11 protein-coding genes are annotated in these 14485 nt (G+C 38.7%); all 11 read right to left on the bottom strand.

From position 1 onward, the window contains the following. Window positions 1-170: 170 nt before the first annotated feature. Window positions 171-3614 (bottom strand): FtsX-like permease family protein, encoded by a 3444-nt coding sequence (locus ASE01S_RS04490; protein WP_067839019.1) that lies wholly within the window; start codon window positions 3612-3614, stop codon window positions 171-173. Between the two features lie 12 nt (window positions 3615-3626). Next, window positions 3627-4328, bottom strand: a complete 702-nt coding sequence (locus ASE01S_RS04485; RefSeq protein WP_067839017.1) for an ABC transporter ATP-binding protein — start codon at window positions 4326-4328, stop codon at window positions 3627-3629. 760 nt (window positions 4329-5088) lie between these two features. Further along, window positions 5089-5940 (bottom strand): PhnE/PtxC family ABC transporter permease, encoded by an 852-nt coding sequence (locus ASE01S_RS04480; protein WP_067839014.1) that lies wholly within the window; start codon window positions 5938-5940, stop codon window positions 5089-5091. Next, window positions 5940-6725 carry a PhnE/PtxC family ABC transporter permease gene (locus tag ASE01S_RS04475; protein WP_067839011.1) on the bottom strand — a complete coding sequence of 262 codons (786 nt, stop codon included), beginning with the start codon at window positions 6723-6725 and terminating at the stop codon, window positions 5940-5942. Before ASE01S_RS04475 ends, ASE01S_RS04480 begins: the two co-directional genes overlap by 1 nt. After that, complete coding sequence (gene phnC, locus ASE01S_RS04470) at window positions 6715-7509, bottom strand: phosphonate ABC transporter ATP-binding protein (RefSeq protein WP_067839008.1); 795 nt, start codon at window positions 7507-7509, stop codon at window positions 6715-6717. Before phnC ends, ASE01S_RS04475 begins: the two co-directional genes overlap by 11 nt. A gap of 26 nt (window positions 7510-7535) precedes the next feature. Continuing rightward, a complete protein-coding gene (locus tag ASE01S_RS04465) occupies window positions 7536-8552 on the bottom strand; it encodes a PhnD/SsuA/transferrin family substrate-binding protein (protein ID WP_067839004.1) in 1017 nt (338 codons plus the stop codon). An 810-nt stretch (window positions 8553-9362) separates the two neighbouring features. Then, window positions 9363-10697 carry a PTS cellobiose transporter subunit IIC gene (gene celB, locus ASE01S_RS04460; protein WP_067839001.1) on the bottom strand — a complete coding sequence of 445 codons (1335 nt, stop codon included), beginning with the start codon at window positions 10695-10697 and terminating at the stop codon, window positions 9363-9365. Window positions 10698-10712: 15 nt separating this feature from the next. Beyond that, window positions 10713-11219: a hypothetical protein gene (locus tag ASE01S_RS04455; RefSeq protein ID WP_067838997.1), complete on the bottom strand. Its 507-nt coding sequence runs from the start codon at window positions 11217-11219 to the stop codon at window positions 10713-10715. Window positions 11220-11264: 45 nt separating this feature from the next. Next, window positions 11265-11582: a PTS cellobiose transporter subunit IIA gene (locus ASE01S_RS04450; protein ID WP_067838994.1), complete on the bottom strand. Its 318-nt coding sequence runs from the start codon at window positions 11580-11582 to the stop codon at window positions 11265-11267. Window positions 11583-11612: 30 nt separating this feature from the next. Continuing rightward, on the bottom strand, window positions 11613-13622 hold the full coding sequence (locus ASE01S_RS04445; RefSeq protein WP_067838991.1) for a BglG family transcription antiterminator: 2010 nt from the start codon (window positions 13620-13622) through the stop codon (window positions 11613-11615). 15 nt (window positions 13623-13637) lie between these two features. After that, complete coding sequence (locus ASE01S_RS04440) at window positions 13638-13952, bottom strand: PTS cellobiose transporter subunit IIB (protein ID WP_067838988.1); 315 nt, start codon at window positions 13950-13952, stop codon at window positions 13638-13640. Window positions 13953-14485 lie beyond the last annotated feature (533 nt).

Here is a 14485-nt window from a genome sequence, read left to right as displayed (position 1 = left end):
TCTCAACGTTCGCATTTTATCCACAATCCTTGTTAAGGTAGACATGACCAGCTGAAAAAAGTGCTCTTTTCATTAGTGAAGGCAATAGCGAAACTAACCAATTATCAGAAAACAACAGAGCTATTAAAAAACTTGTCGGTAGGGATTAACCAACCGACAAGTTCATGAACTTATTCATTTGATTTTAATGCTTCAATCATGTTAACCGCTTTTAACTTGCGGTGCATAATCCACATGACAAAGGTTGAAAAGGCAAATGTAAGGATTGCCGAATATAAATAACTCGACCAATGTAAAGCTGGATTAAACATCATATCATCCATAGACGCTGTTTCCAGAACAATCAGATGGAGAGCACGGCCTAAGACACCACCCGCTATAATCCCCATCAATGTCAGAATTAAGTTTTCACGATAAATATACATCGTTACTTCACCATCATAAAAACCAAGTACTTTTATTGTCGAAAGCTCACGAATACGTTCAGATACGTTAATATTAGTCAAATTATACAAGACAACAAATGCCAAGCCTGCTGCAGCAATGATTAGAACAATCACGACAATATTGAGGCTATCCATCGATTCCTCGAAGCTCTCAATGATGCTTGAATTGAAAGAAATATTAAGCACGGTTTCTTGCTCCATAAGTTGTTCCGATAATGCATCCTCCCATGTGTGATCCTGCTCGTATTTGAGGAGATCAACGTTATGACGAATGGGTTCATTATTGATATATTCGTGGTAAGCCTCTTCTGACATATATAAGTAGTGAGTCGCATAATTCTCCGTTATAGCTGTGACTACAAGCTGATAACTTTGATTGTCACTATCAGTGATCGTTAATGGATCACCAGGCTCAACCTCTAGTAATCGGGCAATCTTTTCAGTAAGGATGACGCCTTCTTCACTAAGCTGATAATCCTCTCCACTTGTTCGATTACTTAATTTAATAAAGTCATTTAACTGGCTAGGATCTGCTGGAACCAACAAATTAAGGTTATAGGTCTTCTCTTCACTATCAACTTCAAATTGCTCCTGGTAAACAGCTAAATCTTCAACATCACTAAATGCTTCAATTTCTTTACGATAAGCGGCCATTTCTTGCTCAGAGCCATCGTTATCAAGAACAACCATTGCATCATACTTCATGATCTGACCAAATTGTAAACCACCTAGTCCTGTAACAGCTCCCTTTAGACCAAAGCCTGTCACAATTAAAGCAGCACAACCCGCAATACCAAACACCGTCATAAGCATCCGTTGTTTATAACGGAATAAATTACGTGCTGTCACTTTTTCGATAAAGCTAAGTCGATTCCATAATAGAGTGATTCGCTCGATTAAAATCCGCTTCCCTATTTTTGGTGCACGTGGTCGCATTAAACTGGCAGGATGACTACGTAAGTCAACACGCAGCACAGCCCATGCTGTCAAAACTGTAGAACATAAAGCTATAGCAGCTGAAATTAGTGTGAAAGACCAATAGCCCGCAACAGTTAATTTAGGTAGATTATACAGGATTTGATAGGCGTTATAGATAATCCTTGGTAGGATCTGATAGCCAAGGATTAGACCGAATAGTGTCCCAAATAAACTCGCACTAATCGCATAAAGATAATATTTTAAAGACACTTCCCAATTCGAGTACCCTAATGCTTTTAATGTACCAATTTCAATACGTTGCTCTTCAATCATTCGTGTAATGGTTGTTAAGGTCACTAAAGCCGCAATAGCAAAGAATACAATTGGAAAGATTGAAGCGAGATCTGTTAAACGATCGGCGTTATCACCATATTCAACTATGCTGGCGTTATCTGCCCGGACATTAACATAATAAGTCGGATGATCAAGATCATCAAGCTCTGCTTGGGCATCGGCAATTTCTTGTTCAGCATCTTCAAGCTTCTTTAACGCATCTGCTTGTTCCGTTTCAAAGGTCGCTAAACCTTCTTGATAGTCAGCATCCGCTTCCTCTAGCTTGGTTTTCTCTTCTTCTAGCGTTTTAAGACCTTGCTCATATTCCTGCCATCCAGCATCTAAATCTATCCGGGCTTGGTCAAGCACTGCTTGAGCTGAGGCACGTTCTTGTTCTAAGCGCTCTGTCTGGGTGGTTAAGGTTTGCTCAGCCTGATCAAGCTGCTCTTGGCCCTGATCTAGCTCATTCCGAGCTTGATCTAGCTTTCTTTCTTGCTGATTAATCTCATCCAACCCGGCATTAAGCTGATCCAAGCCTTGATTAAGCTCGGTCTCAAGCTGTGTCAAACTTTGCTCAATCACACTAGAATCTATCTCCCCAGCAAAATAAGCCCTCAATAAATCAGCTAAGCTAACATTCCCTAAATCTACCTCTTCAGTTGTTGCTATCATTGTTTTCTGAACCTGCTCAGGAATATATTCAACGGGGAGTTGAAATACTTCTTTTAATTCATTTGATAATTGATTAAGCTGATCAATCTGTTGGGATATCATTTCATGTGAAGCTTCAAGCTCTGCTCTAGCCTGTGCAAGTTCCTGTTCACCTGCTTCTAGCTCAGATCGTGCTAGCTTAATCTTACTTTGTTGTTCCTCAAGTTCGCTTCTTCCATCAGCAAGCTGACTTTCTGCATCTGAAATTTCTGTTCTGAAGCTTGCCAAACCATCCTGATAATCACGTTCACCTTGCTCCAACTCATTTAAAGCATCTGATAATTCTGCTTCTGCTTCAGTGATTTGCTGCCAACCTTCATCTAGTTGCTCTCGTGCATCAGTTAATTCAGCCTCTGCATCAGCTAACTCTGCACGAGCTTCTTCGATTTCTTGCTCTGCTTCAGCCATCTCCTCTTCCGCATCTGATCGAATGGTTTCAATCCTAATTGGACCATAATCTTCAAAAAGTTCCTCTATCTCTTCTTGATACCTTGATGCGGAGGAACGATAAGCCTCACTATAGGTACTAAGTTGATCTAAACCAGTAAAGGTAGCAAATAAATCGGTGTAAACAGGCAAGTTAAAATCATCTTCTAAAATAACCGCAAATGAATCAATTCGCCCACGACCAATATTAGTCTGACCTCGAGCATCAATGGTAATATAGCGCGGACTAGTGACAAAGCCAACGATCTCATAGCTGGTTTGATTAAATTGGTCATCTAAATCTGTATCTTGGCTATCAGGATGCAGTTGTATCGTATCTCCAATTTGGTACTGTTGTTTGATACTTTCTTGACTATCTAAAGCAATTTCACCACTCTGTTCTGGTAAACGGCCGCTTTCCACGACATATTGATTTAATTGTTTGTCAGGGTCATAGCTTATGATCTTAAAGACAGCACGATTTTCCCCTGCCAATACATCCTGACTATAGCCTGGCTCTACGAGATCTGATTCAACAAAATCATCGAGGAGCAGCAGTTCCTGTTCTTCAAAGCCAAGTGTAGATTGGAGATGAATATCATACAATCTCTGCCTGTTAAAATAAAGATCAGCGGTCTTTAGCATATTAGGACCGGTCGCTTGTAATCCGGAAAAGAAGCCGACACCTAGAAATATCAAAATTAAAATTGAAAAAAAACGAGCTTTTGATCGCCAAATTTCTTTGACAATCATCTTATTTAATGTTGTTTTTCGGGCCATAAATACACCTCCTTACCACTCAATATCTTCAACTGAACGTGGATGAGGGTTCAAAATGGTTTCACGTACCTTGGCATCATTAATATAAATGACACGATCAGCAATTGGTGCAATGGCCGTATTATGGGTAATAACAATGACGGTCATCCCGGTTTCCCTAGCTGTCGATTGTAATAGTTTTAAAATTTGTTTTCCTGTTTCATAATCAAGCGCTCCAGTTGGCTCATCACATAGCAACAGCTTCGGATTTTTGGCTAATGCTCTTGCAATAGCTACACGCTGTTGTTCTCCACCAGACAATTGAGCTGGGAAATTATTAACCCGATGAGCAAGCCCAACGTTTTCAAGCACCTGATCAATGTCTAGTGCGTTAGGGGAGATTTGTGTAGCAAGCTCAACATTTTCTCGGGCTGTTAAATTTGGTACTAAATTATAAAATTGAAAAACAAACCCGACATCATCCCGTCGATATTGCGTCAGCTGCTTGGTTGAAAAGTCGGCAATATTTCGACCATCAACTAGAATTTCTCCTTCATCTGGTGTATCCATACCGCCTAATATATTTAGGACGGTTGATTTTCCAGCTCCTGATGGACCGAGAATAACGGCCAATTCACCTTTTTCAATTTCAAAGCTGATGCCGTTATTCGCCACAATCGTGTTTTCACCCATTTGATAGCGTTTATACTCATTTATCACTTCTACATAGCTCAAAGTAAGTTGCCCCCTTAAAAACTCTATAGATTATTATACTACATTTGACCTAGAATGCATGGCAAAAGCATTGCGAATCAATCGATCAAATATGCTTTGACGTTTTTGCGCCCAGATTTTATCAAGTTTCGCTCGATAAATCTCCACTGATAATCTGTGTGCTTAACTTTATTTAGCCGGAATTTGAATCGCTGATGACTGGAATACCATTAGTATTTATCGCACCACTTATTGCTGAATAAAATTAATAAATTAAGTTATTAAGAGGCTTAAGGATTCAAGTGATCACGATCGTCATTGAATCCGAATCATAACGAAGTATTTACCTAGTAGAGCTAGTAGAGAAACAAAAGCTAACCATTTTTTTGCTCTTATAAAGTGAAACTTCGTTCAGTGGGGATCTGGACGCATCGGATGTGCTCGTGCAGACGTTGCGACACGACGTCACAAACTTAGTCAGCTTTCTCTCTCCCAACTGAACGTGAGTTGAACCAATCAGGCCGTTACTGGCTGTTGGATCTCCACTTAGACATGACGTGTCCACTTATATCTTGAAGGAGGAGTCTTACAAAGCCCTTCGATGGGGCGAGTAATCGCAGCCCAGCCAGTTACACTGCGATAAAACTCACCTTTTAGTAAATGGGTTAGTTCTTCATATATATAGTAATTCGAAATTTTTACTACTTAAAATGACTCTCTTGTCATTCATAGCGTTTAAAAAAGGAAAAAACCATGAACTTTGTGAACATGGGATTTATTATTATTGAGCTGTCTTTAAATATTTCTTCAAACGTACAGCAATGATTTCTAACAAGATAGCAACCGCTAAAATAAAGAAAGTAATGACCCCAGCTTCTCTTAAATCAAGATAAAAGTTACTTGCCATAAATAAGTCAAAGCCTATTCCACCTGCACCAGCCGCAGCTCCCATCGCAATGGCTGCTGCAAAGTTGATCTCAAAGCGCAAGAATGTCCACGAAACAAGATAAGTAAGCGTCGAAGGGATAACAGCCTGCCAGACAATTTGCCACCAGTTGGCACCGCCTGCTTGAAGTGCTTCAATAACACCATGGTCAAGCTCTTCAAATGCTTCAGAATATGCTTTTACTAAGTAGCCTACTGAGTGAAAGGTCATTCCAATGACGGCTGCTACACTCCCAAGGCCAGCTGATACAGCAAATATTAACACCCATAGCACAGTTGGAACTGCACGAATGATTGCGATAACATTTTTTATACTATTTGATAATAGTGGTGAAGAAAGATTTTGTGCAGCAAATAAACCGAGAAACAATGAAATAATTGCTCCTATAATCGTGGTTAATAAAGCTAAGCATAGGGTTATCAGTACTTGATAAAGAGCTTCAGAAAAAGTAAAGTGATTGAAATGTGCTTCTGTAAACATGACACGGAAATTAGTCAAGCTTCCTGCCAGTGCCTCAAAGAAGGTAATATTTTTATAATCAAACGTTATAAATCCGTAGATAGTCAATCCTGCCAAGGCAATTAAAGTTAACCTAATCACTAAGCCCGCTTTAGAAAAAGGCTTCACTTTAATTTTTTTCTCAGTTTTGAGCGGTTTAATGATATCCTTCGTTGATAGATCTTTCATTACAAGATCACCCTTCTAATAAAATTCGACAATGCTTCTAAAGCTAAGATAGCAATAACAACCATAATAACAACTAAACTAGCACTATGATAATCTAAGGATTTATAATATAAATCAAACAAGAAGCCAATACCTGTTCCTGTTAGTATCCCTACTAGCGTTGCACTTCTAATATTGGTTTCAATCATAAATAGCAGCCAACTAATCAATTGAGGAGCACTTGATGGAACAACCGCATTCGTAATGGTAGAGATATAACTGGCTCCTGTTGCACGCAAAGCCTCCACTGAATCATTACTTACTTCATCAATCGTTTCAGTAAAAGCCCGTGTTAAAAATCCAAATGATACAAAAAACAGCGCAAAATAACCGGTTAATGCACTCTGACCAAATGAAAATAATAAAATCATTGACCAAACAGCGACATCAATATTACGAAACAGTGTAGCAAATAACCGTGAAATTGAAGCAAAGAATCCATTTATCCTTGTTGTATGTGAACCGAGAATGGCAAATAAAAAAGCAAGGATCGCTGCCGTACTTGCGGAAGCAACTGATATGAGTACAGTTTCAATTAATTTGTTTAAAATATTTGGCAGTCTTGAAAATGCATTAGCATCAGGGTAGAAATTTTGTACACCCCATACAAACGCTTCGGGAATTGACGTAAACCCTTTGATGATGTCATATTCTGCAATTAGAATAGCACCATATGTGATCGCTAATATCAAAACAATTAGCAAGGACAATTTGAGTCTTTTTCTCAAGAAGAAATTATCCAACATAATGCGATTCCTCACTTAAATTAAAAATTAACTCCCCAGCTTCTGAACCGTAAATATGATGAATTTCCTCTTCCTTCATAAAGCGCGGATCACCCTGATAGACTACTTCACCTTTGCTTATCCCAATTACTCGATCACTATACTTTAACGCAACATCAACTTGATGAAGATTAACCATAACTGTGATACCCATTGATTTACAAATAGTTTGTAAATAGTCCATAATCACTTTGGATGCATTGGGATCTAAGGAGGCAATTGGCTCATCACATAATAATAGTTTTGGTTTTTGTACCAATGCTCGCGCGATCCCTACCCGTTGTTTTTGGCCTCCACTAAGTTGATCACAACGTTTATAGACTTGGCTTTCAAGCCCAAGAATAGATAATAGCTCTAAAGCTTGACGTTTTTCTTCGTCTGTGTAGAATCCAAACGCCCCAGCAAGTGTCGATTTGTAGCCTAAACGTCCATGCAGCACATTTTCAAAGACGGTTAAACGATCAACAAGATTATAATGTTGAAAAATCATTCCAATTTTTGTCCGGAATTGTCTTAATGCCTTTTTGTTTAACTTTTGTACAGCTTGTCCGTCAAAGTTAATCTCTCCGCTCGTCGAATCAATCATACGATTAATACAACGAAGGAGAGTTGATTTCCCCGCACCCGATGGGCCAATTACGGAAACAAACTCCCCTTCATTTACGGAGAAGTTTATCTCAGACAATGCCACAGTGTTTTTCCCGTATGTTTTTGATACACCTTGTAGCTCTAACAATTTTGTCATCGTAAAGCTCCTCCCCTGTCATTTAATTAATTTGAAAGTTCTCGGATCGGATTAAACCAATCATTATCTACTTGAACAAAACGTTCTTCAGCTGATTTACTGAATAAACCACCTTTTTCTGAATCAGCAGGAACAAAGATATCTTCATTATTAGCTACCTCATCTGAGGTAAATGCATCTAAAATCGCTTGCTGATCTTCATCACTCACTGTTGCAGTGTTTACTGCGAATGGGGCATTCAATACAGGGGTCACTGAAATAATCACAAATTCTTCACCTGGTATGGTATTAAATGGCTCAGCGGCATCATCTCTAACACGGTAAACTGCTCCAGGTGTATTTACTTCACCCTCAGCTAATTCAATATAATTATCCACACAAGAATCACAGAAAGCGGCTACGTCGACAGCATCTGTTAACAAGTTAACAGCCGATCCTTGATGCGAACCTCCATATAATACTTCACTAAAGAAATGACCACCTTCAATTAAATCGTCTGCTGTTATGTCTTCATAGCCACTAACTTGACTAAAGTAATCAACGATACCTGTTGAAGGAACAACAAAACCTGAAGTAGAGCTATTCGATACAAATGAAAAGCTTTTATCGACAATATTGTCAATTGAATAGCTATCGTCTTCTTTATAGGCATCTTCATTTCCTTTTTTAACACTTAGCCAGCTATAATAAACAGCATCATCCAATGTACCCGATGCGCCACTCGGTACAACGAAAGGGAGAACATCTTCGTTTTTATTATGTGCTTCCACGAATCCTTGGGCGCCCATAAAGGCTAAATCAGCACTACCATTAGCTAATGATTCAATGGCAATATTGTAGTCTGTTGTAGTCTGATGCTCAACTGTTTTTCCAGTAGCGTCTTCGATAACCTTACCAATCGCTTCGCGCGCATCCTTTAAATCTGCACCTGATTCATTCGGATACCAGACGAAAGTCAAAGTACCATCGTCACCGCTCGTACCTTGGCTACATCCCACAAGTAGTAGTGTTAAAATAAATCCAATAGCAAAAAACTTCTTCATTTTTACTAACCTCCATTAATATTAAAAAATTACCTTCTCTATAACTGTAAAGTGTTAGTTTTAAGTAGATGTAAATTAAACTTCAATATTTTGTTAAGATTTTCAAGAAAATACAAAAAGGATAAATGAGTCTATTTGATCATAACTGATCGTATCGATTGACACTAAACTAGATTTAACTTCATTCAGCAAAAGTCGCTCACGTCGATAAGTGGTGGGATGAATGCCTATTTGTAGTCCATTCAGCGGGTTTCGACGTATCGGATGTGCTCGTGCAGACGTTGCGACACGACGTCGCGAACTTAGTCAGCTTCCTCTCTCCACCACTGAAGGTTAGTTGAACCAATCGGGCCGTTACTGGCTGTTGGATCTCCCACTTAGACATGACGTGTTCCCTTATGTCTTGTAGCAGGCGGCTTACAAAAGCCCTTTGATGGGGCGAGTAATCGCAGCCCCAGCCTGTTACACTGCGAGAAAGTTAAAGCTTCCGATGGATGCCATAGATCAAGCGAAACTCGTTAAAAACTGGGCGCAATACGCCAAGGCGCATTTGATCATCATTCGTCTATATCTACTAAGCTAGCAAGCATTTCAAGTTTACCGATATTAAAGGAGGGTTATGGAAAATAGATAGGAGCTTATCAAATTTTAGAGGACTGCAAGGATATGTTAGTCAAAGAGGGCAAACCGTTTTAGGAGATTGTTATTGTACCAACAAAAGCAAAAAGCCCTGTCTCCAGACAAAGAAGACGCACGTCTACTCTATCAAGAGCACAAGGCTGCCTAGTAATCTCGTTTACTACATGCACATTATTGTTCTTGTCTAACTAGTTGCGCATCATATGAGCGTGCGAATGGTAAGTAGATTAGAAAGGCCACCACTGCACATAAAATAGCAACAACAGCCGCTTTCCAATCACCACCTGTACCGATGAAAGCACCTACCCCAACTGGTGATGGCCAAGGCATTTGCGCAATCATTGGCCGAATAATTTCTAATGAAGTTGCAAAATAGGCAATTGATGCTGATGCCATTGGAGCTAGGAAAAATGGTAGGGCTAAATACGGGTTGTAAATCAACGGTACACCAAATATCAAAGGTTCATTAATGTTAAAGATCGCAGGGACAATCGCTGCTTTTCCTAAAACACTTAATTGTTTAGACTTTGCCCGATAGACTAAGAATAAAGCAAAACCTAAAGTTGCACCAGAACCTCCGATTGTTACAAAAGCATTGTTAAACTCGCCGGCTAAAGGAAGTATAGCTCCATCAGCATTAGCAGCTAAGTTTCCTAAAGTAATTGGGGTGAGTAAGGAGAAAACAATATTTGCACCATGTATCCCTACTAACCAAAGGGCATGAACGATAAAGTAAATAACCATTAGACCTAACCAACTGTTCGTTAGTTGTGTAACAAATCCAAAGGGAACCTCGATTAATTGGAAAATATCAGTTCCGAGCGCAATTAACACACCATTGATGATCAATACAGTAAAGGCGACAACAAAGGCTGGAATCAGCGCAGTAAAAGCACGTGCTACTCCTAATGGGACTTCCTCAGGCATTTTGATCACCCAATTTTTCGCTACACATAATCGATATAGCCGTACAGCAATAATAGCCATGATAATACCCGTAAAAATACCAACTGTACCTAACCGAGCTACCCCATCTCCGCCTATTGCCCATCCGTTAATAATACTCGTTTCTGGATCATGAATCAGGCTCATCATACCGCCTTCAAACACTAATTGCGGAATGGTCAAAAAGAAGGCAAACATTGAAAGCAACGCCCCATTTAATGGAGCTATGTTTAAATTTTCCTCTTCAGCAATAATTTTTGAGTATTCAAACCCTAACACGATACAGAAATATAAGGCCAACAATCCGGTTGTTGTACTATTTGCAACCATATATAACTCGCTTACTCTAAAGAAAGCAGCATTGAAGAACCCCTCTAAAAATGTGAATGTTTGTGGTAAAACATTTAAAACTAGGAACATTGATCCAACAATCGTAAAAGGGATAGAAGCCATCCCGGCAGCCATAATAGCTCGGACAACTTTAAACTGAGCGATTTTCCCCATTGGCGCCATAATTGTTTTTTCTATGGCACTAAATAATTTGTTTTTTGATTCCTCCATTGTGTTCACTCACTTTCACTTTAATATCTTTTCAAATTCCTGCATATATTGAAAATGTTTATCAGCTTGCCTTTGAATGGCGCGTATTCGTTTTATACAGATCAGTGACATAATGATTCCTATCACGAGAATAGCAGCTAACGTTAATCTTAATTGAACCGAATCAGCAAGAAAGGGATAGACATGTGTATGTGCCAAACCAGTCATACTAGTCAAACCTAAGCCAACATTAACAACCACTTGAATGCAATGATAAGTAAAATTAATATGAAGGTGTTTATCAAGGTGATTGGACTTTTCACCGTATAGTTTTACATGTTCCATCACGGCTCCTGTGCAAATCACGAGTAAGCTAAGCGGCAGTAGCATCATCACACTCCGACTCATGACCAGAGCCAAAAACCAATATAAATTTATAAAGAAGAATACAGCTAGCAGATAACGCAACAGCAAAAAGCGATTAAACCGAAAATTTTTAATAGCTGTTTCTTGCCTTAATGGATTTAATTGTTCTACTTTCATTCTAACTCCTTTCTAATCAAGTGAATGGTGTTATCGCCTACTTGATTAAGTCGTTACACGTTGATAAAGTGCCAACATTTCAACCGCGACTTCTCGCAAAGACATGGTCGTCATTAAATGATCTTGAGCATGAACCATGATGATCTCTACCGTGATTGTTTTACCGCCAGCAAATTCTTGTAGTAAACCTGTCTGAGTTTTATGTGCTTTCATAAGTGATTCATTTGCTTTATCTAGTTTGGCCAAAGCATCATCGAATGCATTTTCTCGCATTAGCTGGAAAGCTTCATGTATTAACGTGCGTGCGTCCCCGCTATATAAAATGATTTCAAACGCAATTTCTTGTAATTTTTCTGTATCCATTTTATCTCCTACCTCAATTAGTAAATCTATTTATGACAGATACTTCGTAAACCGCTCAATAAATTGTTCAAAACTTGTACTCGCAACAAGTGACTGTCGAATCATATCGTTTTCAATAATTGGCACCAGCATCATGCTAATTTGTTCTAGCTCAGTCAGGTTTAATAGATCGGGTGATAGCAAAAAGACTAATTGAACGTGCGGATGTTTGTCATCCCAAAAAATCCCTTTAGGAGCAATCGCAACCGCCGCATAGGCGGAATTGGTAACTGCTTCAATTGGATGAGGGACGGCCAAATAAGGTGAGAAGGCCACCGAACTATAGGTTTCTCGTAATTTCAGCTGTTTAGCTAATGCCTGTTTAATTGGATAGCCTTCGACATGTTCGATTGCACCGATTAATTCTGACAATACGGTCGCCTTATCTGCAACATGGTCAACCTTTAGAAATAATTCAGGCCTAAAACATTGATTGATTAGTGCGGTTTGCTTTGCTTGCTTATCTAAGTTGAGATCACTTTCAATGTCAAATAATTGCTTGATCCCTCTACATCTCGATAGTTCATGTTCGATTGTTTTAATATCATGGTCATCTAAAAAAACACTGACATGGACAATTGGTATGTTGTGAATGACATTTGGTAAGTTAATTGATGAAATAATCAAATCAATTTCTTCTAAAGACTGTTCTGAAATTTCATAGTAGCTAATCACACGTTCAATCAAAATCTTTGATCCAAGTTCATGCTCTAAGCGAGTTTTTAACATTTGCGAGCTTCCCAATCCTGTTGCACAAATAACGAGAACCCGTGCCTTTTGACCATTATAATAGCGCTCGACAGCTGCTGCTAAGTGAATGGTTAAGTACGCCCATTCACTTTCGGTCACGTCATAGGGCTGAAAAACAGGCATCTTAGCAAAATGTTTGATCGTCAAGGCAAGCAGTTGTGACCGTTTTTCCTTAATTTCTGTTAATAAAGGATTTTCAATGCTAGTATTGTTCTGAAGTCTTAACAATAAAGGAGTAAAATGGATCATTAGACCATTGACAAGAATTTTATCCTGCGCAATAGCATATCCTGTTTCTTTATCGAATGCTTTTAAGACCTCAAGCAGCTGTTGCTTAATTTGATTCTTATCATAAGGTATCCGCTGAAACACCAGCCTTGTCGTCGTCTTGTTACGTAAATGCAATGCGATATAGGTCGCCTCTTCCACTGGAAAATGAATATCCATACTTGCCTTAATACGATTAATAATTCTTAATGCCGTTTGATATTCGACAGAATCTTCTGGAAATTCCAGCTTGTTCTCTAATTCAATTTCAAATCCTAATTGGATTCGTCTAATCGCAAGCCCAATGTGTAGTACAATGTTATAAATAATAAAATCAGATATTTTCAAATCCGTTTCTCTACATTCATCGAGTACGATAATAACAAGTTCCTCAATGCTAATATCACCAAGTAAATTACTATACGTAGAGAAGGTGTACAAATTATCAACCAATCGATTCATGAAAAAGTAATTCATAATAAAATGACGAAAGCTTTGCTCACTCCCCTCCAGATAAATGCCTGTACTTGGCTTACTCTTTAATTGAATCTGGTAAGGATGAAGTAGTTTTTTTATTTCAATTAAATCATTTGAAATGGTTGAGCGAGATACGTACAATTCAGTAGCGATGTCATCAACAAACGTGTGATGCTGTTCAAAAAATAATCGATGCAAGATATAATATTGACGATCTTTTGATTCATGGATGGTGCCTATATTTCCTGTCGGTGCTGTACCATTTACTTCAGTTTGGAAAAATTGTTCAAAAGTTGATCCCTCATTAACGATTAAACGATAACCTAGACCTGGTTTAGCTTCAATGTAACTATGATGGTTTTCAACAGCATCTCGAACATGACGCAGGTACTTGCGTGCAGTTCGATCTGACACACATAAGGCTGTGGAAATCTCTTGACTTGACGTGTAAGTATGACGTTTCTCATATAGTAGTTTAAGGATTGAAACTTCTTTCTGACTCAACATATCGATCAACCTTTTTTAAATATTCTCTTCGATGACTTTAGCAAGCTTTTCAATCCCCATTGGAATCGGTACATAAGCTTGTGGTGGAATATTTACAATTGGCTTATTCTGTTTCACCGCCGCTTTTTCTAGATTGGCAAAATACATTTTGGTCTGAGGACTAACTAAATATAAGTCATATTGATCCTGGGCAATCGTTGATGCACCCTGCGAAGCTGATGTCGCATCCAACTCAATTTCTACACCTTTTCCTGCAAAGTACTCTGTTGTTTTCTTAGCAATGACTGATGAAGACATGCCACCTGCGCATATGATCAATGCTTTTTTCATGATAAACTCCTCCTCGTCTTTATTGATCAGGTTTCTAGCATTGTAAAATAACACTCTCATTCCTATCAACAGTATATCAGTCAAGTCTTTCGGGTAATGTTTCATCAGTATTAATGCTGCACCATAATCCTTGGATAAACTTTATGAGCCCTGCCTAACACAACGTGTCCTCATCGATGAGATTTTTCGGTCTGCTGTTTAACCCTCTTAGTTCATGAGCTTTACACTCTTATCGTAAGAGAAAACGTTATCATTTTGAACAGATAATGTTTCCGCATCGTTGCGGAAACAATTTAGGTGGATATGACGAAGGCAATTTATCACATGAATCTTGGCGTATTTGCGCCCAGATTTTATCAAGCTTCGATCGATAAAGTGAAACTAAAACAAACTGACGCAGGATTGCCCAATAATAGAATCCTGACAATGACTTGCTTTTCTATGGAATAGAGGCTTGACATTAAATATACCTTATGTTCTAATAATTATAAAAGTCAGGATTGTTACCGCTTGGTGCGGGCTATACTTGATTT

Source organism: Amphibacillus sediminis NBRC 103570 (assembly GCF_001552275.1).
In the GTDB taxonomy this organism is placed as follows: Bacteria; Bacillota; Bacilli; order Bacillales; family Amphibacillaceae; genus Amphibacillus_B; species Amphibacillus_B sediminis.
Note: the sequence above shows the minus strand (reverse complement) of the source record. Positions and strands in the feature narration are given on the sequence as shown.

Coding starts and splice junctions, on each gene's coding strand:
- ASE01S_RS04455 (WP_067838997.1), bottom strand. CDS start 11,219: ATGAAAGTAGAACAATTAAATCCATTAAGGCAAGAAACAGCTATTAAA.
- ASE01S_RS04465 (WP_067839004.1), bottom strand. CDS start 8,552: ATGAAGAAGTTTTTTGCTATTGGATTTATTTTAACACTACTACTTGTG.
- ASE01S_RS04480 (WP_067839014.1), bottom strand. CDS start 5,940: ATGAAAGATCTATCAACGAAGGATATCATTAAACCGCTCAAAACTGAG.
- ASE01S_RS04475 (WP_067839011.1), bottom strand. CDS start 6,725: ATGTTGGATAATTTCTTCTTGAGAAAAAGACTCAAATTGTCCTTGCTA.
- ASE01S_RS04450 (WP_067838994.1), bottom strand. CDS start 11,582: ATGGATACAGAAAAATTACAAGAAATTGCGTTTGAAATCATTTTATAT.
- ASE01S_RS04445 (WP_067838991.1), bottom strand. CDS start 13,622: ATGTTGAGTCAGAAAGAAGTTTCAATCCTTAAACTACTATATGAGAAA.
- ASE01S_RS04490 (WP_067839019.1), bottom strand. CDS start 3,614: ATGGCCCGAAAAACAACATTAAATAAGATGATTGTCAAAGAAATTTGG.
- celB (WP_067839001.1), bottom strand. CDS start 10,697: ATGGAGGAATCAAAAAACAAATTATTTAGTGCCATAGAAAAAACAATT.
- ASE01S_RS04440 (WP_067838988.1), bottom strand. CDS start 13,952: ATGAAAAAAGCATTGATCATATGCGCAGGTGGCATGTCTTCATCAGTC.
- phnC (WP_067839008.1), bottom strand. CDS start 7,509: ATGACAAAATTGTTAGAGCTACAAGGTGTATCAAAAACATACGGGAAA.